This window comes from Mesorhizobium sp. B2-3-7, assembly GCF_006442695.1.
Taxonomy (GTDB): domain Bacteria; phylum Pseudomonadota; class Alphaproteobacteria; order Rhizobiales; family Rhizobiaceae; genus Mesorhizobium.
The window spans coordinates 52,672-76,180 of the sequence record NZ_VFVV01000006.1 but is presented as its reverse complement, the minus strand read 5'-3'; the positions used below and the strand labels follow the sequence as shown (position 1 = coordinate 76,180).

23 protein-coding genes are annotated in these 23,509 nt (G+C 63.2%); 11 read left to right on the top strand and 12 right to left on the bottom strand.

Features of this window, described 5'->3' with window-relative positions:
* Positions 1-174: 174 nt before the first annotated feature.
* The 3 genes from FJ940_RS13400 to FJ940_RS13390 all read right to left on the bottom strand — a co-directional run bounded on the left by FJ940_RS13400 (position 175) and on the right by FJ940_RS13390 (position 2,011).
* Positions 175-930: an N-acetylmuramoyl-L-alanine amidase gene (locus FJ940_RS13400; RefSeq protein ID WP_140623120.1), complete on the bottom strand. Its 756-nt coding sequence runs from the start codon at positions 928-930 to the stop codon at positions 175-177.
* On the bottom strand, positions 927-1,646 hold the full coding sequence (locus FJ940_RS13395; protein WP_140495186.1) for a DnaJ family molecular chaperone: 720 nt from the start codon (positions 1,644-1,646) through the stop codon (positions 927-929). The genes FJ940_RS13400 and FJ940_RS13395 overlap by 4 nt, the downstream gene beginning before the upstream one ends.
* A 155-nt stretch (positions 1,647-1,801) precedes the next feature.
* Positions 1,802-2,011: a hypothetical protein gene (locus tag FJ940_RS13390; protein ID WP_140495184.1), complete on the bottom strand. Its 210-nt coding sequence runs from the start codon at positions 2,009-2,011 to the stop codon at positions 1,802-1,804.
* Between the two features lie 235 nt (positions 2,012-2,246).
* Here FJ940_RS13390 and FJ940_RS13385 point away from each other — a divergent pair, with 235 nt between their 5' ends.
* Together FJ940_RS13385 and FJ940_RS13380 are read left to right on the top strand one after the other, a co-directional pair.
* On the top strand, positions 2,247-3,494 hold the full coding sequence (locus FJ940_RS13385) for a DUF3419 family protein (RefSeq protein ID WP_224518994.1): 1,248 nt from the start codon (positions 2,247-2,249) through the stop codon (positions 3,492-3,494).
* Entirely contained in the window at positions 3,491-4,156 is a 666-nt protein-coding gene (locus FJ940_RS13380; protein ID WP_140656798.1) for a class I SAM-dependent methyltransferase, read from the top strand. Before FJ940_RS13385 ends, FJ940_RS13380 begins: the two co-directional genes overlap by 4 nt.
* A gap of 4 nt (positions 4,157-4,160) precedes the next feature.
* On the opposite strand, the gene FJ940_RS13375 is transcribed toward FJ940_RS13380, so the two are convergent.
* Complete coding sequence (locus FJ940_RS13375; RefSeq protein WP_140521219.1) at positions 4,161-5,540, bottom strand: serine hydrolase; 1,380 nt, start codon at positions 5,538-5,540, stop codon at positions 4,161-4,163.
* 315 nt (positions 5,541-5,855) lie between these two features.
* On the opposite strand from FJ940_RS13375, the gene FJ940_RS13370 reads away from it, so the two are divergent.
* Both FJ940_RS13370 and FJ940_RS13365 read left to right on the top strand, forming a co-directional pair.
* Positions 5,856-6,650: a GH25 family lysozyme gene (locus tag FJ940_RS13370; RefSeq protein ID WP_140516622.1), complete on the top strand. Its 795-nt coding sequence runs from the start codon at positions 5,856-5,858 to the stop codon at positions 6,648-6,650.
* A gap of 186 nt (positions 6,651-6,836) precedes the next feature.
* On the top strand, positions 6,837-8,015 hold the full coding sequence (locus FJ940_RS13365) for a lytic murein transglycosylase (protein WP_140516624.1): 1,179 nt from the start codon (positions 6,837-6,839) through the stop codon (positions 8,013-8,015).
* 102 nt (positions 8,016-8,117) lie between these two features.
* Here the strand turns inward: FJ940_RS13365 and FJ940_RS13360 are convergent, their stop codons facing one another.
* Positions 8,118-9,338 (bottom strand): alanine racemase, encoded by a 1,221-nt coding sequence (locus FJ940_RS13360; RefSeq protein WP_140656796.1) that lies wholly within the window; start codon positions 9,336-9,338, stop codon positions 8,118-8,120.
* 208 nt (positions 9,339-9,546) lie between these two features.
* Here FJ940_RS13360 and FJ940_RS13355 point away from each other — a divergent pair, with 208 nt between their 5' ends.
* Positions 9,547-10,476: a DMT family transporter gene (locus FJ940_RS13355; protein ID WP_140656795.1), complete on the top strand. Its 930-nt coding sequence runs from the start codon at positions 9,547-9,549 to the stop codon at positions 10,474-10,476.
* Positions 10,477-10,848: 372 nt separating this feature from the next.
* On the opposite strand, the gene metF is transcribed toward FJ940_RS13355, so the two are convergent.
* Together metF and FJ940_RS13345 are read right to left on the bottom strand one after the other, a co-directional pair.
* Complete coding sequence (metF, locus tag FJ940_RS13350; RefSeq protein WP_140521221.1) at positions 10,849-11,766, bottom strand: methylenetetrahydrofolate reductase [NAD(P)H]; 918 nt, start codon at positions 11,764-11,766, stop codon at positions 10,849-10,851.
* Complete coding sequence (locus tag FJ940_RS13345) at positions 11,766-12,788, bottom strand: metalloregulator ArsR/SmtB family transcription factor (RefSeq protein ID WP_140495166.1); 1,023 nt, start codon at positions 12,786-12,788, stop codon at positions 11,766-11,768. The genes metF and FJ940_RS13345 overlap by 1 nt, the downstream gene beginning before the upstream one ends.
* Positions 12,789-12,965: 177 nt before the next feature.
* Here FJ940_RS13345 and tsaA point away from each other — a divergent pair, with 177 nt between their 5' ends.
* From tsaA to FJ940_RS13325, 4 genes are all read left to right on the top strand, one after another.
* Positions 12,966-13,487, top strand: coding sequence for a tRNA (N6-threonylcarbamoyladenosine(37)-N6)-methyltransferase TrmO (gene tsaA, locus FJ940_RS13340; protein WP_140656794.1), 522 nt, complete (start codon positions 12,966-12,968; stop codon positions 13,485-13,487).
* A complete protein-coding gene (locus FJ940_RS13335) occupies positions 13,487-13,801 on the top strand; it encodes a DUF2293 domain-containing protein (protein WP_140495859.1) in 315 nt (104 codons plus the stop codon). Before tsaA ends, FJ940_RS13335 begins: the two co-directional genes overlap by 1 nt.
* A 131-nt stretch (positions 13,802-13,932) precedes the next feature.
* On the top strand, positions 13,933-14,889 hold the full coding sequence (locus tag FJ940_RS13330; protein ID WP_140559513.1) for an aminotransferase class IV: 957 nt from the start codon (positions 13,933-13,935) through the stop codon (positions 14,887-14,889).
* A 135-nt stretch (positions 14,890-15,024) separates the two neighbouring features.
* Positions 15,025-15,864: an SDR family oxidoreductase gene (locus tag FJ940_RS13325; protein WP_140495160.1), complete on the top strand. Its 840-nt coding sequence runs from the start codon at positions 15,025-15,027 to the stop codon at positions 15,862-15,864.
* A gap of 45 nt (positions 15,865-15,909) precedes the next feature.
* On the opposite strand, the gene FJ940_RS13320 is transcribed toward FJ940_RS13325, so the two are convergent.
* Positions 15,910-16,536, bottom strand: a complete 627-nt coding sequence (locus FJ940_RS13320; protein WP_140656792.1) for an MOSC domain-containing protein — start codon at positions 16,534-16,536, stop codon at positions 15,910-15,912.
* A gap of 180 nt (positions 16,537-16,716) precedes the next feature.
* Between FJ940_RS13320 and FJ940_RS13310 the strand changes: the two genes are divergently transcribed.
* A complete protein-coding gene (locus FJ940_RS13310) occupies positions 16,717-17,283 on the top strand; it encodes an isoprenylcysteine carboxylmethyltransferase family protein (RefSeq protein ID WP_140557515.1) in 567 nt (188 codons plus the stop codon).
* A gap of 15 nt (positions 17,284-17,298) precedes the next feature.
* Here FJ940_RS13310 and FJ940_RS13305 read toward each other — a convergent pair whose 3' ends face one another.
* From FJ940_RS13305 to FJ940_RS13290, 4 genes are all read right to left on the bottom strand, one after another.
* The gene (locus FJ940_RS13305; protein ID WP_140559509.1) at positions 17,299-18,420 is read right to left on the bottom strand and encodes a beta-ketoacyl-ACP synthase III; all 1,122 of its coding nucleotides are present in this window, start codon (positions 18,418-18,420) and stop codon (positions 17,299-17,301) included.
* Positions 18,421-18,637: 217 nt separating this feature from the next.
* Positions 18,638-19,420 (bottom strand): trans-aconitate 2-methyltransferase, encoded by a 783-nt coding sequence (tam, locus tag FJ940_RS13300; protein WP_224684568.1) that lies wholly within the window; start codon positions 19,418-19,420, stop codon positions 18,638-18,640.
* Between the two features lie 115 nt (positions 19,421-19,535).
* Positions 19,536-21,185 carry an energy-dependent translational throttle protein EttA gene (ettA, locus tag FJ940_RS13295; protein ID WP_140567404.1) on the bottom strand — a complete coding sequence of 550 codons (1,650 nt, stop codon included), beginning with the start codon at positions 21,183-21,185 and terminating at the stop codon, positions 19,536-19,538.
* A 173-nt stretch (positions 21,186-21,358) separates the two neighbouring features.
* Positions 21,359-22,366 carry a ribonuclease gene (locus FJ940_RS13290; RefSeq protein ID WP_140557505.1) on the bottom strand — a complete coding sequence of 336 codons (1,008 nt, stop codon included), beginning with the start codon at positions 22,364-22,366 and terminating at the stop codon, positions 21,359-21,361.
* 186 nt (positions 22,367-22,552) lie between these two features.
* Between FJ940_RS13290 and FJ940_RS13285 the strand changes: the two genes are divergently transcribed.
* On the top strand, positions 22,553-23,485 hold the full coding sequence (locus FJ940_RS13285; RefSeq protein WP_140656791.1) for an alpha/beta hydrolase: 933 nt from the start codon (positions 22,553-22,555) through the stop codon (positions 23,483-23,485).
* The last annotated feature ends 24 nt before the right edge of the window (positions 23,486-23,509 follow it).

The window sequence follows — 23,509 nt, the reverse complement described above, 5'->3', positions numbered from 1 at the left end:
GCGGCATTGCTTGATTAATGTCGGATCATCCGGGGGGTTAGACATCCGACAAGCTGTACGGATCGCCCTTTGAAGCCCGAATTGCGCGCAATGAAGGCGGGGCAAGTCACTTTAAGTGACAGTTTGTAACTTAATGTCGGAAAAGCATTACTTGGACGGCATCCTGACCCAGGGTCAAGTTGGGTGGGAAGCGAGCAGCCGTTGAAGCGTGCGCATCGTCGATCCGTCCGCCACTCCATCGATCCGGCGTGGCCGGAAATGACGCTGGAAAGCCTCGACCACGACCCGCGTCTGCTGGTCGAAAACACCCGTTATTTCGACTCCATAGCCGTAGAGCGCCAGCATCGATTGCAGCGCCTCGACATCGGCGCCAGCGTCGCCGGTCTTCAGCACGGCGCCGCGCCTGATCGGTGCCGCCGCCACCAAGTGGCCGACGCCGGCCTCGAACAGGGCCCGCCAGGGAAACTTCTCGCCCGGATCGATCTTGCGCCCCGGCGCCACGTCGGAGTGCGCCAGCACCCGCTGGGGGGCAATCGCATGCCGGTTGGCAATTCCGGCACACAAGCCGATCACCGCATCGATCTGTCGCTTGGGAAAACCGGGATAACCCAATGAATGCCCCGGGTTGACGATCTCGATGCCGACGGAACAGGAGTTGATGTCGGTGCGTCCGAACCACGAACTCTTCCCAGCGTGCCAGGCGCGGTCGCTTTCCCGGACCATCTGCACGATATGGCCGTTCTCATGCACCAGATAGTGCGAGGAGACTTCGCTGGCCGGGTCGCACAGCCACGCCTCGGCCCCGGCGCCTGTCGGCATGCCGGTATAGTGCAGCACGATCATGTCGGGCTTCAGCGTCTCGCGCCGTGGCCCGAAATTCGGCGATACCCTGACCTCGGCGCTCGGCTCGTCGGGCAGGAAGCCGCTCATGCGTGCCGCAGGCCCCGCTCGATCATCTCATAGGCGGTGTTGATCGCCGCGAGCCTCGTCGTCGCGATCTTGATGAATTCCTGCGGCAGGCCACGCGCGATCAGCCGGTCCGGATGATTGTCGGAAACCAGCTTGCGGTAGCGTTTCCTGACCTCCTCGAACGGCTTGCCGCGCTCGATGCCGAGCACGACATAGGGGTCGGCCGCACCAAGATTGACGTGCCTGGCAAGGATCGCCTCGTAGTGCACCTCATCTATGCGGAAGATTTCGGCGATGCGGTGCAGGAACTGGCCTTCACGCTCATGGATCAGCCCGTCGGCCTTGGCGATGTGGAACAGGCCATCGAGTATATCCTCCAGCATCATGCAGTTCGAATGGCCGGAGCCACAAAGCTGAGCCATGCGCTCGGCATAGGTCTCGAAGCCGGCAACGTCACGTTTGGCTAGATCATAGAGCCGCGCCACGTTGCGCGTCTCCTTTGGCGGCACCTCGAATATTTCCTGGAAGGCGCGTATCTCATCCTGGGTGACGACCCCGTCGGCCTTGGCCATCTTGGCCGAGAGCGCAATCATCGCCACCGAGAAAGCGACGCGACGGCGCAAATCCGCATCGCCGGAAAAAACGGTGCGTACAGCCTCGACCACGTCGGCGACGCCCGACGAGGCTGAGGACGAAATCCGCGTGATGAAGTCGCCGAGGCGGTCCCAAATCGACATGGCCGCTTCTTAGAGCCAACCGGTCCCCGCTATCAAGCCAATAACGGCCGGCATCATACCTCCGACGACAATCGATCTCGTGTCGGAACCACTACCCGCCTGGGCGAAGGGCCGGCATGACGCCGGCCCTTCGCCAGAACACAGGTACTAATGGACTACTGCGCGGGCGCAGGAGCGGGCGTTGCCGGAGCCGGCTCGGCAGGCTTGGTCGAATTATCCGCGGGCGCCGCAGGTTTCATTGGCTGCTCGGCCGGCGGATTGGTGCTCTGGGTGGTGGTGTTATCCGTCCCCGTGCCGCTGTCGCTGCATGCAGCGACGCCGAGCAGCGCAAGCGCGGACACCGACGCAAGAATGAGTTTTTTCATGATATCTCTCCTTCAACACACGCTCACGTTGCAGTGAACGGTCGAGAAGGAAATGCATCACTCAGCCATGGGTTTCGTAACGATGCGTTTCCGCATGTAACATCGCTCGCATCCTCCCCTTGCGCCTCCCCGGGGGTGAAACAGCTTTGCGCTCCCCTGTGCGGATCGCTGTCATCCACCTGTCATAGCCGGGCGTTACCCGCTTGCGGCAAAGCAAATGGGGAATCACCTTGCCATGACGGACGTTTCCGCAGATCTGATCTTTCGCCGTGGCAAGGAAGTTGGAAAAGCCGTCTACCAGAACCGCCCCCTGTCGAAGGCAGGAATTTCCGAACGGCTGTTCGCCTTCCTGTTTTCGGGCCTGGTCTATCCGCAGATCTGGGAAGATCCCGATGTCGACATGGACGCAATGCAGCTTGGCGAAGGCCACCGCGTCGTCACTATTGCCTCCGGCGGTTGCAATATCCTGGCCTATCTCACCCGGTCGCCGGCCAGGATCGACGCCGTCGATCTCAATGCCGCTCACATAGCCCTGAACCGCATGAAGCTGGAGGCGGTGCGCCACCTGCCTTCGCAGGGCGACCTGTTTCGCTTCTTCGGTGCCGCCGGCAACGACCACAATTCTCAGGCTTACGACCGCTTCATCGCGCCGCATCTCGATCCGGTCAGCCGCCACTATTGGGAGCGCCGCAACTGGCGCGGCATCAGGCGCATCGCCGTCTTCGACCGCAATTTCTACCAGACCGGCCTGCTTGGCCTGTTCATCGCCATGGGCCACCGCACGGCTAAATTCTTCGGCGTCGACCCCGCCGGCATCATGCAGGCCAGGAACATTGGCGAGCAGCGCCGCTTCTTCCACCAGGAGCTGGCCCCGGTGTTCGAAAAGCCGCTTTTGAAATGGGCGACCTCGCGCAAGGCCTCGCTGTTCGGCCTCGGCATCCCGCCGGCGCAATATGACTCTCTCATCACGTCCGGCGACGGCACCATGGCCAGTGTGCTGAAAGCCCGGCTGGAAAAGCTCGCCTGCGATTTTCCATTGAAAAACAACTATTTCGCTTGGCAAGCCTTTGCCAGGCGCTACCCCCAACCCGGCGAAGCCGCCCTGCCCGCCTATCTTGAAAGGCAGAACTATGAGGCCATTCGCGGCAATGTAGACCGCGTCGCCATTCATCATGCCAATCTGATCGAATTCCTGGCAGGCAAGGACGCGGGTTCCGTCGACCGTTTCATCCTGCTCGACGCGCAGGACTGGATGACCGACGACCAGCTCAATGCGCTGTGGTCGGAAATCACCCGCACCGCCTCCGCCGGCGCGCGTGTCATCTTCCGCACTGCGGCCGAGCCAAGTCTGCTGCCGGGCCGCGTCTCCGCTTCCCTGCTCGACCAGTGGAGCTACGAGAGCGATGCCTCGCGCGAATTCTCCACCCGCGACCGCTCGGCAATCTATGGCGGCTTTCATCTGTACGTGAAGCGCGCCTCATGAGCACTACCGAGCTGCCGGCCAATCACGCCGAACTGATGGACGGTGTCTACCGCTGGCAGCGTCACATCTACGACCTGACCCGCAAATATTATCTGCTCGGCCGCGACCGGCTGATATCAGGGCTGGACGTTCCGCCGGGCGGCACGGTGCTGGAGCTCGGCTGCGGCACCGGGCGAAACATCATCCTCGCCGCCCGCAGCTTTCCCGGCGCGCGCTTCTATGGCCTCGACATTTCGGCAGAGATGCTGGAGACCGCGGGCACCGCGATTGCCCGCGAAGGCCTGTCCGATCGCGTCATGCTGGCAAGGGGCGACGCCACGGAGTTCGACGTAAAGGCGCTGTTCGGCCGCGACAGCTTCGACCGTGTCTTCGTCTCCTATTCATTGTCGATGATCCCAGGCTGGGAAAAGACGGTCTCCGCCGCGCTGGCAACGCTCGCTCCGGGCGGTTCCCTGCACATCGTCGACTTCGGCCAGCAGGAAGGCCTGCCGGACTGGTTTCGGACCCTGCTTCGCGGCTGGCTCAGAAAATTCCACGTCACGCCCCGTGAAATGTTGCGCGAGGTGCTGGAATCGGCATCGCGAAAAATCGGCGCAACCTTCCGTTTCCGCACACTTTATCGCGGCTACGCCTGGCTGGCGGTGGTCCGGCCGAGCAGCTGATTGGCTAGCGCAGCGCCTTCACCAATGCCCCGACCATGGTCTGCGGCCTGTAGCCCAGCTTGGCCGGCGTCAGGCCGAGCCGCACCACCACTAATTGCTCGGATGGAATGATGGCGACGGTCTGCCCATCATGCCCCTCCATCCAATAGGTGTCCTTGGGCAGGCCCGCCGCCACGCCGGCACCGGGGTTTTCCTCGTCGCCCGGCGCCTCGATCCACAATTGCCCCTTGCTGTAGACTTTCGAGGCCGACGCAGGTTCGCGCATCCAGTCGACGAAACCGGCCGGCAGTATCTGGTTGCCGTTCCAGACCCCGCCCTGCAGCAGGAACTGGCCGAAGCGGGCCCAGTCATGGGCGGTGGCGTAGAGATAGGATGAGCCGACGAACGTGCCCTGTTCGTCGGTCTCGAGCACGGCGCTGTGCATGCCCAGCGGCTCGAACAGCGCGGTGCGCGGCCACGTCAACGCCTTGGCCTTGTCGCCGACCGCATCCTGCCAGAGCCGCGACAGCATCACCGCCGTTCCGCTCGAATAGGAGAACACCTTGCCCACCTCGCCCGTGAGCGGCTTGGCTTCGGCAAAGCCCGCCATGTCGGGTTCGAGATAGAGCATGCGCGTCACGTCGGCGACGTCGCCATAGTCTTCGTTGAATTCCAGCCCGCTCGACATCGCCATCATGTCGGCAAGGCTGATCGCGGCGCGGCCATCGGCCTTCCACGGCGCGAAAAGGCCCTGGTTGGTCATCGCCATCTTGCCGTTCTTGACCAGCGTGCCGACCATGGCGGCATTGACCGTCTTGGTCATTGACCAGCCGAGCAACGGCGTCCGGGCGGAAAAGCCCTCGCCATAGCGTTCCGCCACGACGCGGCCGTTCTTGACCACCACCACGGCGCGCATGCCGGCGCCGGTCATGGCGGCATCGTCGACGATCTTCACCACCTCCGGGTTCTGCGAGGCTTCGACCCGCTCGCCTTCCGGCCACAGCGCGTCCTGTCTTGTCGCCGAGGGTTCGACATGGATCGCCGTGCGCCGCGCCTTGCCGACATCGCCATCCGGGACCGAGGCGCAGCCCAGCCCGTCGCGGAAAACCGCGATGCTCTTGCCGAGGAAGCCAAGCAGGCCGGCGGAGACTGTGCCCCGGTTCTTGTCGACCGAGACCCGCATCAGCTTGAGCAAGGGATGACCGGGCGCCTGCACATCGACGGCAAGCACCTCGTTGGCATCGCGCCCGGCGACGAAAACGTTCGAGCAGACGATCTTTGCCGAATAGCCCGAGCCGACCCGGATCAGTTCGGGCGGCGCGAAATAAAGCCACCCAAACAGCGCCACGACCGCCAGCACCACCAGGCCGAGCAGCCGTTTGACGATCTTGGCAATGATCCGCATCTTTCCCGCCCCCGAATCCAGGCTCGATCCATGTCATCGATTTGCCGCCATTGCTTCCGCAAAATCATGGGCCTTGTCGAGCGTCGTCAACCAGATATCAACCATGATCGGCGATCACAGGTGCATGTCGCCCAACAGCGCGCCGCGTTTTTGGGATCACGGCAGGAAACAAAATCAAAGCGCGCCGAAAAAATGCGCGTTTTGGCGATATACCGGGCGATGCTGTGGGCGATCGTCCGGCGGGGGCCAGACCAAGCGCCGGCCATCAGTGCACAGACCCATCAGCAACCGGCTGCAACCGGCTCGGGAGTTGTGATGCGCCGTCTTGCGGCCCTTTTCATGCTGACGCTGCTCGGCGCATGCTCGACCGTGGAGGATCTGTCGCCACTGTCGCCATCCAGCACCCCTTCGGTTGCGGTGCGCGCGCCCCGCTTCGCCGATTCCAAGCCGCATGAATGGGACAGCGGCGCGCCCTGGAATTACGCAGTTCACGGCACCGACGTCTCAAAATACCAGACCTCGGTCGACTGGCCGACCGCCAAGGCCAGCGGTATTTCCTTCGCTTTCATCAAGGCGACGGAGGGCGGCGACCGTTTCGATGATTATTTCAACGAGCATTGGGCGCGCACCAAAGCCGCCGGCGTTCCTCGTGCCGCCTATCATTTCTTCTATTTCTGCACTCCGGCGGCGGTACAGGCGCGCTGGTTCATCCGCAACGTCCCCGTCGACCGTTCGGCCATGCCGCCGGTGCTGGACATGGAATGGAACCCGAAATCGCCGACCTGCAGGCTGCGCCCCGACCCGGCCACCGTGCGCGCGGAGATGACCACCTTCCTCGAAATCGTCGAGCGGCATTACGGCAAGAAGCCGATCATCTACACGTCGGTAGACTTCTTTGAAGACAACGAGCTGTCGACCTTCCGCGGTTATCCCTACTGGCTACGCTCCGTCGCCGGCCACCCGCGTCAGAAATATGGCAGCCACCCCTTCACCTTCTGGCAGTATACGGGAACCGGCATCGTTCCCGGCATGATCGGCAAGTCCGATATAAACGTCTTCAACGGCAGCCAAGCCGCCTGGGACAAATGGTTGAGGCAGAACACCCGTTGACACCGTGTCAACGGGTGCCAAGCCGCCCGGAGGAAGGGTTGCTGCAGAACACCCGTTGACACCGGGCCTGCCGCCTGCTTTCGACACGGCCGGCGGCCAAGAGTGCAACCGCCGGTATTCCGGGGCGACGCGCATCCAGATGGACAGCAAGGCCGCCCGGGAATCCTGAATGTCGAAAGGAAGTCTATGCGACTGCGTCCCCAAGCCCTCGCGGTGCTGTTCCTGTGCGCCACGGCCTTGCCGGCGATGGCGCAGGAATGTGGCGGCGACTTCGAAACCTGGAAGCAGGGCGTGGCAGCGGAAGCCAAGGCGGCGGGTGTCGGCCCTGTCGGCCTCGAAGCGCTCGAGGATGCCAGCTTCGACGAGAGGGCCCTGGCGCGCGACCGTGCGCAGGGCGTCTTCACCCAGACCTTCATCGAATTCTCCAACCGGATGATCTCGGCCTACCGGCTGAAGCAGGGCGCGGCGAACATGAAGAAATATGCCGATATCTTCGCCCGCGCCGACCAGCAGTTCGGCGTCCAGGCGCCGGTCATCACCGCCTTCTGGGCGCTGGAGACCGATTTCGGCGCCGTGCAGGGCGATTTCCATACGCTCAGCGCGCTGGTGACGCTTTCCCATGACTGCCGCCGCCCGCAGCTGTTCCGGCAGCAGTTGGTGCCACTGCTGGAATTGATCGACCATGGCGTGCTGCCGGCCGACGTCAACGGCGCCTGGGCTGGAGAGATCGGCCAGACGCAGATCCTGCCTTCGGATTATCTTGCGCGTGGCGTCGACGGCGACGGCGACGGCAAGATCGACCTGCGGGGCAGCGTGCCGGACGTGATCATGACGACGGCCAACAAGGTGCTGTCGCGCGGCTGGAAACGCGACGAGCCCTGGATCCAGGAAGTGCGCGTGCCCGACGAGATGCCATGGGAACAGACCGGGCGCACAAACAAATTGCCGCTGACACAGTGGACGCAGTGGGGTGTTACCAATCCCGACGGCTCGCCGCTGGTCGACAAGGGCCTGAAGGCCGGGCTGGCGCTGCCCATGGGCCGCAAGGGGCCGGCCTTCCTCACTTACGAAAATTTCGACGTCTATCTCGAATGGAACCAGTCCTTCACCTACGCGCTGACCGCGGCCAATCTTGCCGCGCGGCTTGCCGGCGCGCCACCGATCGACCCGCGCAATCCTGAACCAGGCCTCAACAACGAGCAGATGAAGGCTTTGCAGACCAAACTGGAGGCCAAGGGCTATGATGTTGGCACGGTCGACGGGATCCTGGGCACCAACACCCGCGAAGCGATCCGCAAGGAGCAGACGCGGCTGGGATTGCCCGTGGACGGCTGGCCGACGCCGGAGCTTTTAGCGAAGCTGTGAGTAGTAAGTAGTAAGTAGTGACAGAGGCCATTTCCCTACTCCCTACTCCCTACTCCCTACTCCCTACTCCCTACTCCCTACTCCCTACTCCCTACTCCCTACTTAATCCGCCATCGTCTCCAGACTCGCCAATCCCACCGGCGCGTCGCCTTCGTCGAAGGACGTCGCCACCTCGACGAAAGTGTCGGGATAGAAGCCGTTGAAACGGGTTCTCAGCGACAGCGAATAGGCGCCGATATGGCCGATCTCGATCCAGTCGCCGGTGTCGACGGTTTCCGGCAGCCAGAACGGCCGCGACAATATGTCGACGGAATCGCAGGTCGCGCCGCAGACCTTGAACGGCACGATGGTTTTCTCGTCGCCATTGCGCGTGCGGATCGCCGGATCGGGAATGAAGCGCGCCGGCAGCGTGATCTTGCCGGTCCATGAATCCGACAGCGACGCCCAGATGCCGTCATTGATGTAGAGCCGCTTGCCCTTGCGCAAAAGCACCCGCACGATCAGCGACAGGCAGCGCGCCACGATCACCCGGCCGGGCTCGGCCACCAGCGGCATCTGGTCGAACTGGTATTCCTTGAGGTCTCCAGAAAGCCGCGACATGATCTGGCCGAGCGACGGCATCGCGACTTGCTTGCGGTTGGGATCATGCCCGTATTCGGCCGGAAAACCGCCGCCGACATCGAGACCGGCCAGGTCGAAGGTCAGCCGGTTGCGCACCCAATCGGTGGAAGCCAATGCCCTTTCGTAGGTGTCGGGGTCCTCGATCTGGCTGCCGACATGGAAGCACAGGCCGACCTTGTAGCCGGTACGGTTCAGCCGCTCGGCGAGCTCGACCGCATAGGCCGGCCCGGCGCCGAACTTCTTCGACAGCTCGTAAGCCGCATGGCCCTTGGTCTGCACTCGAACGAACACGCTGATTGCGCCCGGGTCAATGTCGAGTGCCCTGACCACCCGCGTCAGTTTGGTGATCTCGTCTTCGTGGTCGAGCGCAATGACGCGGATGCCGTATTTCTCCAGCGCCAGCTTGATGTCCGACTGCGCCTTGACGGGATGCATGTAGAGCATCTCGGCATCGGCCGAGACCGCGCGCACGGCGGCGAACTCGCCGGGCGAGGCCACGTCGAAGGCGGAGACGCCGGCCTCGACCAGCGTCTTCAGCACGATCTGCTCGCCATTGGTCTTGACCGCATAGGCCGTCTTGCCGGGGAACATGCCCATGAACTGCAAGGCATCGGCCTTCAGCACCTGCGGGCGGAAGCAGTAGACCGGATCGTCCGGGCGAAGCGCCAGTGCCGCCTCGCGGGCATTCTCGAATCGCTGCATGGACGAATCCTTGACCTAGCCTGCGCACAATTAATCCAAGCTAGCGGCCAATGAAAACAATTCTGTGTCTCTTGCGCCTGGCGGCAGGGCGCTAGGCTTTGTCGGGGGAGACAGGCCATCGGGCAGGTTTCGGGTGGTTCTTGCCTGCGAACCCGATATGGCTTCTGTCTGGCTGCCTGCATTCGGCCGTCCGGGGAGGACGCATCACATGGCAATAGCCGCGACATCAGCACCGCGCGGACCGATGGCGCTCAAGGAGTGGGCGCAGCTTCTGCTGCTCGGCGCGATCTGGGGCGGCTCCTTTTTCTTCGCCCGCATTGCCGTGGCGGAGCTTCACCCGCTGGTGCTGGTATTGTTTCGCGTCGCCATCGCGGCACTCGCTTTACAGCTCTATCTCTTCCTGCGCGGCCCATCCTCCCGCCTTGCCCTTCCTCATGCAGGACTGTTCTTCCTACTGGCCTTCACCAACAACGTCGTGCCTTTTTCGCTGATCTTCGCCGGCCAGACCGAGCTTGGCGCCGGCGTCGCCTCGGTGCTCAATGCGACCACGCCGTTCTGGACGCTGATCCTCGCCAACGCCCTGACATCGGACGAGAAGCTCTCCTGGAACAAGCTGGCCGGCATTGCGCTTGGCGTCGCCGGCACGGCTGTGATGATCGGCCCCGGCCTGGTTGCCGGCCTCGGCGGCCCGGTCTGGGCCAAATTCGCGCTGATCGGAGCATCGTTGTCCTACGGCGTCGCACTGATGGTCGCCCGTCGCTTCAAGGGCGTGCCCTCGCCGGTCATTGCCACCGGGCAGCTGACCGCCTCGACCATCATCATGATCCCGGTCGTGCTGCTTGCGCACGGTCCCGCCGGCCTATTCTCGGCCTCCCCGCCCGTCTGGGCGGCGGTGCTGGCGCTGGCGCTGCTGTCCACCGCCTTCGCCTATATCCTCTATTTCAACCTCGTCGCCTCGGCCGGCGCCACCAAGGCCTCCCTGGTGACGCTGATCGTGCCGGTCAGTGCCATGCTGCTCGGTTTCCTGTTCCTCGGCGAGCGGCTGGAATTGTTCGAAATCGGCGGCATGATGCTGATCGGTCTCGGCCTGGTGATCATAGACGGGCGCCTGTTCATCCGCAGGGTAGCGCTGCCATGACATGCCAACGACACGAAGCCGCCATAATTTATTCACAGGTTCGTATCTGCTTTTTGCCTAGAAGTTTCAACGCCTAACGGCGAAAATGAGGTCGCAAACTCCACAATCGCGTCGCAATGCAGCACATTTTCCGCTTGCCTGTGGCACAAATGACCCTAGACTCCGGGCATAGCTCTTTAAGAGGAGGCTATGTCATGGGACTTACGAGGCCAATCAACGCATTGATGATCTGTGCTGCGTTTGCATTCATCGGCGCCCTCATTATAGGCGTTCTTCCCTGAACCCGCCAAAAACGGGGAAGACCAGCACCCAATAATCAACCAGTTTGAAAGGCCGGGTTTTTACCCGGCCTTTCTGCATCTCAAGCCCGGTTCAGGCGGCTGCGGAGCCAGCCACTTCCGCCTCATGCGAGCGGATGCCGATCATGTGGCAGACGGCAAAGACGAGGTCGGCCCGGTTCATCGTATAGAAGTGGAAATCGCCCACGCCCCGCTCGACCAGGTCCAGCACCTGCTCGGCCGCCACCGCCGACGCGACCAACGCATGCGTCTGCGGATCATTCTGCAGGCCGTCGAAACGTTCGGCCAGCCATGCCGGCACCAGCGCGCCGCAACGTGCCGAGAAATTGGCGACCTGGGTGAAATTGTGCACCGGCAGGATGCCCGGCACGATCGGAATGTAGATGCCGGCTCGACGCGCGCGCTCGACATAGCGCTCGTAGAGATCGTTGTCGAAGAAGAACTGGGTGATCGCCCGCGTCGCGCCATTATCGACCTTGCGCTTCAGCATGTCGATGTCGGTGGCGAAGTCGGGGCTTTCCGGATGCTTTTCCGGATAGGCCGAGACCGAGATGTCGAAATCGCCGGCGCTCTTCAGCGCACCGACCAGCTCGGCGCCATTGGCATAGCCGTCCGGGTGCGGACGATAGGCGGTGCCGACGCCCGCGGCCGGATCACCGCGCAGAGCGACGAACCGCTTCACACCCATCTCGGCGAATTCCTGGATCACCGCATCGACCTGAGGGCGCGGGGCGTCGACGCAGGTCATGTGCGCTGCCGGCGTCAGGCTGGTCTCCTTCAGGATGCGGCCTACGGTGCGTGCCGTGCGCTCCCGAGTCGAACCGCCGGCGCCATAGGTCACCGAGACGAATTTCGGCTTCAGCGGTTCCAGTCGGGTGACCGTGTCCCACAGCCTCGCTTCCATCTCGTCCGACTTTGGCGGGAAGAATTCGAAGGAAACCCTGACCTTGTCGCCAATGTCGGGGCGGCGGGAAAAGCGGAACTGGTTCATCAGGCGATTTCCCCTATCGAACTCACTTTGGTCTGCTGGCTGTCATTGGCAGGATCGGCGATCAGCAGGCGCCGGTCGCGGCCAAGCCAGAGCTTGACCGTGAGCCTGGCCTCGGTGCCGCCGCGCGGCTCGAACTCCTGGGCATCTTCGAGATCAAGGCCCGCTTCGGAGAACCACTCGCCGATCTGCCGGTCGGAAAAGCCGAGGCGCATATGCGCGTGCTCGTCGCGCAGGAATTCCAGGGTATGCGGCGCGAAATCGACGATCACCAGCCGTCCGGAAGGGCGCAGCAGCCGCGCCGCCTCATGGATGGCGCGCGCAGGATCATCGAGATAATGCAGCACCTGATGGATGGTGACGAGATCGAAGGCGTCGCGCTCGACCGGCGGCGAGAAGATGTCGCCCTGCCGCACCTGAGCATTGGAGACGCCGGCCTTGTCGAGGTTGGCGCGCGCGACGGTCAGCATCTCGCGCGACATGTCGATGCCGATGCCGCGCCGGTAGAGCGGCGAGAATATCTCCAAGAGGCGTCCGGTGCCGGTGCCGAGATCGAGCATCGACTGGAACGGCCGCTTGCCGACGAGCTTCATGAGGGCTGCCTCGACCGCACGGTCAGGCACGTGCAGGGAGCGGATATGGTCCCAGCTTGCCGCGTTCTGCGAAAAATACTCCGCCGCGCGGTCCTGCCGCTTGCGCTTGACCGAGGCCAGCCGCTCGAGATCGCGCTCGACCTGCGGATCGGCGCCGCGAATGCCGGCGACCAGCCGCAGCACGAAGTCGCGCGCGGAATCCGTATCCGACAGCCGGAAGAAGGCCCACGACCCCTCCTGGTAACGGCCGATCAGCCCGGCCTCCAGGAGCAGCTTCAGGTGGCGTGACACGCGCGGCTGCGACTGGCCGAGAATCTCGGTAAGATCGGACACGGTGAGATCACCGCGCGACAGCAGCGCCAGTATGCGCAAGCGGCTCGATTCGGCCGCCGCCTTCAATGTATCCACCATGGTGTCGAGCGCGACATGCATCAGCGTATTCTCTTTGAAAAAGATATAAACATATGTTTATGTCGATTTTCACAGCCTTGCAAGCGCTATGTCGCTTCCGGACAAGAAAATGCCGCAGGCGTGATTTCTCGGTGCATGTCGCCTAAAAATGTGTAGCGGTTTCAGGGCAAGACATGCGTCAACAAAAAGATGGATAAAATGACCGGGCGACGTGAGATGTTCGAGGCACGGGAGGGTGAAAAAAGGCTCGAGATCGATCCGGCGCTGATGCCGGCGGACGGCGGCGTCGTCTTCATCGGCCGTATCGCCTCGCCATGGACGACGCGCGAAACCTGCCCCAAGAACATGCGCGCGGCGCGCGAGACCCGACAGCCGGCAGCACTGACGATCGACCCACCCTACCGCGCCGGCCTGCAAGGGCTGGAGCGCGCCAGCCATCTCGTCATCCTGTCGTGGCTCCACCAGGCGCCGCGGACTCTGATCGTGCAGAAACCGCGCCATGCGGCTGAAGCAAAAGGTGTATTCGGTCTGCGCTCCCCTGCCCGACCGAACCCGATCGGCCTGCATGTGGCGAAACTGGTTGCGCTCGACCTCGCCACCGGGCGCATCGAGATCGACGCCATCGACGTGCTCGACGGCACCCCGGTGCTCGACATAAAACCCTATTTCGCATCGACCGATGCCTTTGCCGAGGCGACCATCGAAGGGCGCGACGAATGATGAAGGCGCCGACCGGCCGTCGGCGCGCCGTCGCCAAGGCGTTGACCGCGCTTCTGCCGCTGGCGCCCTATGCCGATATGGAGAAGATCCGAGCGGATGCCGGCTCCGTCCACATGAAGACCTTGCCGCCGACCATTGCCGTGTGGCTGGCGACGGTTGCCCATATCCGCCACGCCCATACCGACTACGAAAAGCTGCTCGCCGAAGGTTATGACCGCGACTCGGCGCGTTTCTTCGTCATCGAGCAGACCAATGTCGTGCTTACCCGCTGGCGCGCCACCCGCCTGCTCGACGCCGACGACGAGGATGATTGAAGCCGTTGCCGGTCCGGCACGGCGCTCGGTAGCATGGCTGGCAGCTTTTCACTTCGAGGACGAACGACCCCGGATGACTGGCTCTATGCCCTCTGCCTGACACCGATAGCCTGTGATGCAAGGAGGTGCCGATGAGCCAGACCGCACAGGATACACGGCCGCTGCCTGTGGTGAGTGACCGCCACGTCGACCCGCATGCTTATCCCGACGGCATCGCCTTCCTCGACGGCCAGTACCTGCCGATGTCGCAGGCCAAGATCTCGGTGCTGGATTGGGGATTCCTGCATTCCGATGCTACTTACGACACGGTGCATGTCTGGAACGGCTGCTTCTTCCGGCTTGACCTGCATCTCGACCGCTTCTTCGGCGGACTGGAGAAATTGCGCATGACGATCCCGTTCGACCGCGATGGCGTGACGGAGATCCTGCACAATTGCGTGGCACTGTCGGGACACAGCGCCGCCTATGTCGAAATGCTGTGCACGCGCGGCGCTTCCCCTACTTTCAGCCGCGATCCGCGCCAGGCGATCAACCGCTTCATGGCGTTTGCCGTGCCGTTCGGCTCGGTCGCCAATCCCGAGCAGTTACAGCGCGGCCTCAATGTCGCCATCAGCGACAAGGTGCGCATTCCGCCGGCCTCGATCGACCCGGCGATCAAGAACTACCACTGGCTCGACCTGGTGCGCGGCCTTTACGATGCCTATGACCGCGGCGCCGAGACAGCGCTCATTCTCGACTTCAACGGCAATGTCGCCGAAGGTCCGGGCTTCAACGTCTTCTGTATCAAGGACAACAAGCTCTCGACGCCGGCGATCGGCGTGCTACCCGGCATAACCCGCCGCACTGTCTTCGATCTCTGTGCGCTGGAAGGCCTCTTCGCCACCCCGGCGGACGTCAGTGTCGCGGCATTGCGCGAGGCCGACGAGGTCTTCATCACCTCTACCGCCGGCGGCATCATGCCGGTCACGATGATCGACGGCAGCCCAGTCGCGGACGGCAGGCCCGGCGCGATTACCGGCCGACTGATGGCGCTCTATTGGGACAAGCATAAGGATCCGGCCTGGTCGAGCGCTGTACGCTACCCCTGACCGGTCGCCGCTCCCGTCCAAATAATTCCGCCACCGCCTCTGGAAAGTCGCGGGACGCACCGTATATGGCACAAAGCGGAGAGGCCTCCACTTATCTCTGAAAAAATTCCAGCTTGCACGGGCAAGGACTTCATCATGACAAACAAGGTTTGGTTCATCACCGGATCGTCGAAAGGTTTTGGCCGGGTCTGGGCCGAGGCCGCGCTCGCTCGCGGCGACCGCGTCGCGGCAACCGCCCGCGATGCCGGCACACTCGCCGATCTCGTCGAGAAGTATGGCGACAACATCGCGGCGATAAAGCTCGACGTCACCGACAAGAAAGCCGTCGATGCCGCAATCACCGGGGCGCACAAGCGCTTTGGCCGGCTCGACGTCGTCGTCAACAATGCCGGCTATGGCCATTTCGGCGCCATCGAGGAGGTCAGCGAGCAGGAAGCCCGCGACCAGATCGAAACCAATGTGTTCGGCGCGCTGTGGGTCACCCAGGCCGCCTTGCCGATCATGCGGGCGCAGCGCTCCGGCCACATCATCCAGATCTCGTCGATCGGCGGCGTCAATGCCTTCGCCTCGCTTGGCCTCTACCACGCCTCGAAATGGGCGCTGGAAGCCTTCAGCCAGTCGCTGAGCCTCGAGGTCGCGGAGTTCGGCATCCATGTCACGCTGGTCGAGCCCGGCGGCTTCTCCACCGACTGGGCCGGTCCGTCGGCCAAGGTCTCCAAAGCGCTGGACGCCTATGCGCCCGTCCGCGCTGCCATGGCGGAGCGCCGCAGTCGCGCCGTGGCCGGCGATCCCGAGGCCACCGGACCGGCGATGCTGGCGATCGTCGACGCGGCCGAGCCACCTCTCAGAGTATTCTTCGGCGACGGCGGGCTGCCGATGATCAAGCAGGAATACGCCAACCGCATCGCCACCTGGGAAAAGTGGGACCATGTTTCGGTCATGGCGCAAGGCGCCAACAAGAACCGCAAGGCCTAGTCCGGGTCGCTCAGCCACGCCGTTTCGAGCGGCGTGGCTACCTCGTCAGGCGCGATAAATCCACTGCTCGGGCACCCGCACGGAGATTTCCTCGCCGGACCTGACGATTCCGGGCTTCTCGACCCAGCCTACAAGGCCCCGCAGCCGCTTGGCCACTTTCGGAAAGAGCAGCGCGGTGGCGTCATGGTCCGCCGCCCGGACATGCTCGGCGATCGATTGCCCGGCGACGCGGCATGGTTTGTTCTGGGCATCGATCTTGATCGTCACGCCGCCCTGGAAGAACAGCAGCGAGCCGGATGGCAACATCGAAAGATGCGGCACCCCTTCGATCAGCAAATTGGCGCCGATCCACTCGGGCTTGATCTCCTCTAGGCCCATGCGTTCGGCGACCAGCGCGAGTTCGTCCGCCGCCACCAGCGACAACTGCCTCTCGTTGCGCATCTCGGTGCCGCGCGGATACCACGGTTCGCGCCCGCCGGAGCGTCGCGCTATCCCGGCATGAAAATCGCCGGCTATACCGTCGAAGCCCAGCTGCAATTTCTCCACCGCCTTGGTTTCGAAATGGTCGAACGGAGCGGCATGGAGCGCCACCGCCCTTGCCGCCAGCCTGCGGCCCGGCACGATGTCGACCGTCAGGTCCGCCGGAAAAAGCTCGAAGTTGGTTTCCTGCATCAGTCTCGTCTAGAGGCCCTGCGCAATGCGGTCCAGTCGAAAGCGCTGATGATCCGATCACGCCGTTTGATGCCGATCACGACTTTCTTACCGGAAACGCCGTTGCGGTCCTCAGCGCGCCGCATTGCCGCCGCGCCGCCGGCATAGACGATGGCGCCAGATCGGGAGGAGGTTCGGGTCATGCAGGTGGGACACGCCGTTGCCGCGCTCTGGTTGTTCTGGCTGGTATCGTGGATCCTTGCCGCTTCATGGGCCGATCCCGTGCGCAAGCGGGCGGATTTCAGGGCGGAGGCGCGATATCGGGTTCTCTGGCTCGCCGGTACCGTCCTGCTGTTCGTTCCGGCGCACGGCTATGTGGGTCGGCTTCGGCTCTGGACGCCGACGCTCACCCAAGCCTGGATTTGCGTCGCCCTGATCGCCATCGGCATCGCCTGTGCATGGTGGGCCCGCCTGCATCTCGGCCGGCTGTGGTCCAGCACGGTAACGGCCAAGGCCGATCATCGCATCATCGACACCGGCCCTTACGCGCTTGTCCGTCATCCGATCTATACCGGCCTGCTGCTTTCGGTCCTCGCCACCATGGCCGTCAAGGGCACGGTATGGGGCGTCGCGGGCGCCGCCCTGCTGCTTGTCGGGATCGTCATCAAGGCGAGGCTGGAGGAAAGTTTCCTGCGCGGCGAGCTTGGGCCCGCCTATGACGATTACGCGCGCCGCGTGCCGATGCTCGTTCCCTTTTCGCCGGCCTGAAGCGGCAAGCGCGTCCTACAGCATCCGCAGCAGCGCGCCGCCGATCGAATACCCCGCGCCGAAAGCGCAGATCAGCCCGAAGTCGCCCGCCTTCATGTCGGCATGGTTCTCCGACAGCGCGACGATGGCGCCGGCGCCCGCCGTGTTGCCGAGACGCTCCAGCACCATGGGCGCGCGGTCATGATCGACCTCGTGGCCGAATGAGAGTTTCAGGATCATGGCGTTCATGCGCGCATTGGCCTGGTGCAGCCAGAAGCGTCGCACCGCCTGCGGCGTCAGGCCGTGCTCGGCCAGGAACTCCACGATGAATTTGTGCCCAGCGACGGTGACTTCCTTGAACACCTTGTTGCCGACCTGCTTGATCAGATTGCCCTCCAGATCGATCCTGTAGGGATCGTCCTGTGCGGTGCGGGTGTGGTAGCCGAGATTGGTGCGGATGTTGTTCGACATCTGCGTCCAGATGCGCGTGTCGAGCACTTCGAAACGTCCCGGCCGTTTCTCGCCGAGTGCCAGCCCTTCGACCACCATCGACACCGAGGCGTCGCCGAAGATGAAATGCGTCTGCCGGTCGCGGAAATTGAGATGGCCGGTGATGATCTCGGGCGTCGTCACTAGGATGCGCTTGTGGGCGCCCGCACGCACGAGATTGACCGCCATGTGCAATGCTGCCGCGGCAGAGGAACAGCCGAGCCCCATGTCGAAGCCCGCCCCCTTGGTGCCCAGGGCCTGCTGCATCTCGATGGCGATCGCAGGATAGGGCCGCTGGTGGTGCGAGGCCGAGCAGATCACTAGGTCGATATCGGAGGGCAGCAACCCGGCATGGTCAAGCGCCTTGCGGGCCGAAGCGATGCCGAACTCGGCCTCCAGCGACAGCGCATCGTCCGGCCGTGCGGGAATGCGCGGCGCCATACGGGTCGGGTCGAGTATGCCTTCGCGCTCGATCACATGACGGCTGCGCACGCCCGAGGCGTGGACGATGAAGTCGCTGTCCGATTTCTGCAGCAGCGGCTGGTCCGTGCCCGACCGGCGCGCGTTTTCCGTGTCGACCCAGCTGTTGAAACTGGCGACCAGTTCCTCATTGCTGATCTCTGGCTCGGGGATTTCGACGCCGATACCGCTGATGATGACGCGATGCATGTCCAGTCCGTCCCATCCGCAGGCGTTCAGGGGCTTTGATGTGGGCGTAAGGGAGGCCCGGCGCAACCCTTGTCGCATTGAGCCGGTTTATGCCAGCTTAAACCGGTTCCCACGTCCCCTCACCATGCGCACAGTTTGGTGTTAGTCTGTGAGTTGTTCCAGCATGCACCGTCGCGGCTGCACACGAACTGCCCCGGCTCCTCATCGACGTTGTCGTTCAAGCCCGCTTGGCGACAATGAAAATGCGCGGGAAACGCAACAGCACCTTGCCATTTGCGGTCTTGTTATAGGCCTTGGCGATCCTGGCCGTGTAGCTTTCGAGGAACAGCATCTTCTCGTCCGCATCGAGCGGGTCGACAAAAGGCTTCAAGCCCGTCGACTTCACCCATTCCACGATCGCCCCGGCGTCGGCCAGCGGATGGTTATAGACCGTGTGCCAGATGTCGAGCCGGTCCGAGAGTGGCGACAACAGATCATAATAGAACGACACCGGCGGCAGCGGCGCGCGCGCCGCCCCTTTCAGCTTGGCTGCGAACGGCATTTCGGCGGCGGTCTCGCGCATCAGCCTGTGGGAATCCTCGCCCATATTGTCTGGCATCTGCACGGCGAGCGCGCCGCCGGGCGCAAGAAACCCCATCAGCCGCTGGAAGACATCAGGATGTTCCGGCAGCCACTGGAACACGGCATTGGCGAAGATCACATCGACCGGTTGAGCCGGCGCCCATGTCGAGGCATCGGCAAGGTCGAAGCTGACATTGGGCAGGCGTGCCCTAGCCTTCTCGATCATGTCGGGAGACGTGTCGAAGCCGCTCACCTGTGCATCCGGCCAGCGCGCGACCAGAAGCTCCGTCGAATTGCCCGGCCCGCAGCCTATGTCGACAACCCTGCGGGGGAAGTCGACCGGCACCTGCGCCACCAAGTCGCGCGCAGGACGCGTGCGCTCGTCCTCGAACTTCAAATATTGGGCGGCGGACCAATCGGGCTTTGCTGGGCTGTTCAACGGTAAGACCTCGCGGCGGTTGCCACCTTCCATGACCGGCGCGACAAGCCGGCTATCCCAATTGGATGACGATCCCGTCGTCGCCGACCCGGAACCGCCACTGCAATAACGGCCCTTACCGCGTCAGCCTCTTATGCGTCATGCGGTGCGGGGCCGCCGCCTCCGCGCCCAGGCGGCGAACCTTGTCCTTCTCATACTCCTCGAAATTGCCTTCGAACCATTCGACATGCGCGTCGCCCTCGAAGGCGAGCATGTGGGTCGCCATGCGATCGAGGAACATGCGGTCGTGGCTGATGATGACAGCGCAGCCGGCATAGGCTTCCAGCGCGTCTTCGAGCGCGCTCAGCGTCTCGGTGTCGAGGTCGTTGGTCGGTTCGTCGAGCAAAAGCACATTGCCGCCGCCTTTGAGCATCTTGGCCAGATGCACTCGGTTGCGTTGGCCGCCCGAAAGGTTGCCGACCTTCTGCTGCTGATCGCCGCCACGGAAGTTGAAGGACGAGCAATAGGCGCGGCTGTTGACCTCGTGCTTGCCAAGCTTGATGACTTCGGCGCCACCGGAGATTTCTTCCCACACCGTCTTGTTCGGGTCCAGCGCGTCACGGCTCTGGTCGACATAGCCGAGCTTGACCGTCTCGCCGATGCGGATCGACCCCGCATCAGGCTTTTCCTGGCCAGTGAAGGTCTTGAACAGCGTCGTCTTGCCAGCGCCGTTCGGGCCGATGACGCCGACAATGCCGCCCGGCGGCAGCCTGAACGACAGGTCCTCGATCAAAAGCTCATCGCCGAAGCCCTTGGTGAGCCCTTCAACCTCGATGACGACATTGCCGAGGCGCTCGCCCGACGGAATGACGATCTGCGTGTCGGTCGGCTTGCGATTCTGCGACTGCTCGACCAGTTCCTCATAGGCCTTGATACGGGCCTTGGACTTGGTCTGGCGCGCCTTCGGCGAGGATTGGATCCACTCGCGCTCGCGCCAGATCGACTTCTGGCGGGCGTCGTCCTCGCGGCCTTCCTGGATCAGGCGTTTGGCCTTGGCGTCGAGATATTTGGTGTAGTTGCCCTCGTAAGGGATGCCACGGCCGCGATCGAGCTCGAGAATCCATCCCGTGACATTGTCGAGGAAGTAGCGGTCGTGGGTGATGATCAGCACCGAGCCCGGATAGTCGCGCAGGTGCTTTTCCAGCCACGCCGTGGTCTCGGCGTCGAGATGGTTGGTCGGCTCGTCGAGCAAAAGCAGGTCGGGCTGTTCCAGGAGCAGCCGGCACAGCGCCACGCGGCGGCGCTCGCCGCCCGACAGATTGGTCACCTCGGAATCGGCCGGCGGGCACTGCAGCGCGTCCATCGCCATCTCGACCTGCTGCTCGAGGTCCCAAAGGTTGAGCCGATCCATCTCGTCCTGGAGCTTGGCCGACTCGTCTGCCGTCTCGTCGGAATAGTTCATCATCAATTCGTTGTAGCGCTCGATGATGGCGGTCTTCCTGCCGACGCCGTCCATGACGTTTTCACGCACGGTCTTGCTGTTGTCGAGCTGCGGCTCCTGCGCCAGGTAGCCGACCGTGGCGCCTTCGGCCAGCCACGCCTCGCCCTGGAACTCCTTGTCGAGCCCGGCCATGATGCGCAGGATGGTCGACTTACCCGAACCGTTAGGACCGAGAATGCCGATCTTGGCGTCCGGGTAGAAGGACAGATGAACGTTATCGAGCACCTTCTTGGTGCCGTAGGCCTTTGACAGGCCTGACATGTGATAGATGAACTGGCGTGCCACGCGCGCTTTCCCTGAAAAACTGACTGATTTGTCGATCTGAATGGAGGTTGGCCGCTATGTAGGCGATGCGGAGCCGAACGGCAATCGCTTTCGCCGCATCGAACCGATCACAGGCCGCACAACAACGGGCGTTGGCGCCCCGGCCTGCCTGCCGGCTGGAATGAGCTCAGGACCTACTGGAACCCGATTGCGTCGACGGTTCCGGTCGGGCAACCGGCCTTGTTGGTCGGCACCGAGGCCAGCAGCAGGTCCTTGAGCGAGCTGTTTGGGCCGATCGGACCGGCAAGGCCAAGCGTCAACTCTCCGATCAGCCGCCGGCCGCTCGACGGATCGATGACACAGGAGACGCGCACGCGATCGCCGGCGCCGGCGCCAAAGGCCTGGTCGAAGGCGCCGCGGATCTGGTCCGCCGTCAGCTTGCCGCCAATGTTCTTGGCGAAGAGATCGCGCACCGCTGAGCCGTTCACCGCGCGCATCAGGCCGAGTGCGTCGGAAAAATACTCCTGCTGGTTCTTGCCGTAGCAGGTGCCGTGCTTGATCCATTCATGCCGCTCCAACTGCGAAGCGGTGCCCGGCATAACCTTGTCGAGTTCCGCGCGCGTGCCGGCGTCCAAATTGACAGGCGGAAGATCCTTCCAGTGCGCCGGACTGTCGTTGGCCTTGTCGCTGGCCGGTACCTGGCAATAGAAGTTCCCGTTCGGCTGCGGCCACAGGCCGTGCAAGGTGAAGTTGCTGGCATCGAATTCATTCGGGTTTTGTGCCTTGCATTCGCTCTTGCTGGACTTGGTCTCGCAAAAAGCCGGCTGCCAGCTCAGCGCGAAGACATATTCGGGTTTTCCCGACGCCGCCGGCTTGCCCTGCCCGCCGGGGGTCGCCGGCAGCGTTGCTGCGCTGCTGCCGGAGAGATGTCCGCAACTGACCTTCACCCAGCGCCGATCCGGATCTGCGCCCGGCACCAGAATGAGATAGTGCGTCGGCGCATCCTTGTTGCCCGCCAGCAGTTGATAGCTCTGTCCGGCATCAGTCGAGACATTGCCGGGATTCTTGCCGTTCTTGATGGCTTGCGTCGCCGGACAGGAGGCGTCGGCAACGAAGGTGCCACTCATCCTGACGTCGGCATGGGCCGCACCCGTTAACGATGCCGCCAACATGGCCAATCCGAAAACAACAGCAATGCGCATGGGAATCCCTGGATGAAAAAGGTGGGCGACAGACTGAAGCTGTCTCCATGTCAGAATTGCGATATTCCACCGGCCAGATGCAAGAAACATCATCGCGAGAAATCCGGAATGGCGGATTGACGCTGAACCGGCCCCGGCGCAAACAAGGCCGGCGCCACCGAGGCGGGCCAGGGTGGAAATCACTGAATGTCATTCAGCCAGCAGCGCATGGTCCGTTCGCCGACCGGCGCCGACCTCAATCTTCTGGTCCGGCAGGCCGACGGCCATCCGCGCGCCGTCATCCAGATCAATCACGGGCTGGCAGAGCATGCGGCGCGCTATGATCGTTTTGCCGAATTCCTGGGCGCGCGCGGCTTTAGTGTCTATGTTCACGATCATCGCGGCCATGGCACAACGAAGGCACCCGACGCACCGCTGGGCAGGTTCGCGCATGAGGACGGCCCCGCCAAGGTCATCGCCGATGTCGGCGCCATCCATGATCTCATCGCCGGGGAGCAGCCGGGCCTGCCCGTCATCCTGTTCGGCCATTCGATGGGCGCGTCCGTGGCGCTGAACTTTCTCCTGGCCCATTCGAACCGCGTTCACGCCGCCGCCATCTGGAATGGCAATTTTTCAGCTGGCCTGCTCGGGCAGGTGGCGCTCGGCATCCTTGCATGGGAAAGGATGCGGCTCGGCTCGGACGTCCCATCGCGCCTGCTGCCGAAACTCACCTTCCAGGCCTGGGGTAAGGCGGTGCCCAACCACCGCACCTTGTTCGACTGGCTGTCACGCGATCCCGCCGAGGTCGACAAATACATCGCCGACCCGCTATGCGGCTGGGACGCCTCGGTGTCGATGTGGCGCGATGTCGTGCAGATGGCGCTCAATGGCGGCAGGGACGCCGGTTTCGTCGGCGTTCGGCGCGACCTCCCCGTCAGCGTCGTGGGGGGCGAAAAAGACCCTGCCTCGGATTATGGCAAAGGGATCATCCAGCTTGCCGGACGCATGCGCAAAATGGGCTTTTCGAATCTCGTTTCAAAGGTTTACAGCGAGACCCGCCACGAAAGCCTGAACGAGGTGAATCGCGACATCGTCATGGACGATTTCGCGGCATGGGCCGAGACGATCCTGACGCGATGAAGCGTTGGCCCATTGCAAGAGCCG

What these genes read in the sequence shown, in the direction of transcription:
- FJ940_RS13400 (WP_140623120.1), bottom strand. Translation starts at nt 930, where the DNA reads ATGAGCGGCTTCCTGCCCGACGAGCCGAGCGCCGAGGTCAGGGTATCG.
- FJ940_RS13395 (WP_140495186.1), bottom strand. Translation starts at nt 1,646, where the DNA reads ATGTCGATTTGGGACCGCCTCGGCGACTTCATCACGCGGATTTCGTCC.
- FJ940_RS13390 (WP_140495184.1), bottom strand. Translation starts at nt 2,011, where the DNA reads ATGAAAAAACTCATTCTTGCGTCGGTGTCCGCGCTTGCGCTGCTCGGC.
- FJ940_RS13385 (WP_224518994.1), top strand. Translation starts at nt 2,247, where the DNA reads ATGACGGACGTTTCCGCAGATCTGATCTTTCGCCGTGGCAAGGAAGTT.
- FJ940_RS13380 (WP_140656798.1), top strand. Translation starts at nt 3,491, where the DNA reads ATGAGCACTACCGAGCTGCCGGCCAATCACGCCGAACTGATGGACGGT.
- FJ940_RS13375 (WP_140521219.1), bottom strand. Translation starts at nt 5,540, where the DNA reads ATGCGGATCATTGCCAAGATCGTCAAACGGCTGCTCGGCCTGGTGGTG.
- FJ940_RS13370 (WP_140516622.1), top strand. Translation starts at nt 5,856, where the DNA reads ATGCGCCGTCTTGCGGCCCTTTTCATGCTGACGCTGCTCGGCGCATGC.
- FJ940_RS13365 (WP_140516624.1), top strand. Translation starts at nt 6,837, where the DNA reads ATGCGACTGCGTCCCCAAGCCCTCGCGGTGCTGTTCCTGTGCGCCACG.
- FJ940_RS13360 (WP_140656796.1), bottom strand. Translation starts at nt 9,338, where the DNA reads ATGCAGCGATTCGAGAATGCCCGCGAGGCGGCACTGGCGCTTCGCCCG.
- FJ940_RS13355 (WP_140656795.1), top strand. Translation starts at nt 9,547, where the DNA reads ATGGCAATAGCCGCGACATCAGCACCGCGCGGACCGATGGCGCTCAAG.
- metF (WP_140521221.1), bottom strand. Translation starts at nt 11,766, where the DNA reads ATGAACCAGTTCCGCTTTTCCCGCCGCCCCGACATTGGCGACAAGGTC.
- FJ940_RS13345 (WP_140495166.1), bottom strand. Translation starts at nt 12,788, where the DNA reads ATGCATGTCGCGCTCGACACCATGGTGGATACATTGAAGGCGGCGGCC.
- tsaA (WP_140656794.1), top strand. Translation starts at nt 12,966, where the DNA reads ATGACCGGGCGACGTGAGATGTTCGAGGCACGGGAGGGTGAAAAAAGG.
- FJ940_RS13335 (WP_140495859.1), top strand. Translation starts at nt 13,487, where the DNA reads ATGAAGGCGCCGACCGGCCGTCGGCGCGCCGTCGCCAAGGCGTTGACC.
- FJ940_RS13330 (WP_140559513.1), top strand. Translation starts at nt 13,933, where the DNA reads ATGAGCCAGACCGCACAGGATACACGGCCGCTGCCTGTGGTGAGTGAC.
- FJ940_RS13325 (WP_140495160.1), top strand. Translation starts at nt 15,025, where the DNA reads ATGACAAACAAGGTTTGGTTCATCACCGGATCGTCGAAAGGTTTTGGC.
- FJ940_RS13320 (WP_140656792.1), bottom strand. Translation starts at nt 16,536, where the DNA reads ATGCAGGAAACCAACTTCGAGCTTTTTCCGGCGGACCTGACGGTCGAC.
- FJ940_RS13310 (WP_140557515.1), top strand. Translation starts at nt 16,717, where the DNA reads ATGCAGGTGGGACACGCCGTTGCCGCGCTCTGGTTGTTCTGGCTGGTA.
- FJ940_RS13305 (WP_140559509.1), bottom strand. Translation starts at nt 18,420, where the DNA reads ATGCATCGCGTCATCATCAGCGGTATCGGCGTCGAAATCCCCGAGCCA.
- FJ940_RS13290 (WP_140557505.1), bottom strand. Translation starts at nt 22,366, where the DNA reads ATGCGCATTGCTGTTGTTTTCGGATTGGCCATGTTGGCGGCATCGTTA.
- FJ940_RS13285 (WP_140656791.1), top strand. Translation starts at nt 22,553, where the DNA reads ATGTCATTCAGCCAGCAGCGCATGGTCCGTTCGCCGACCGGCGCCGAC.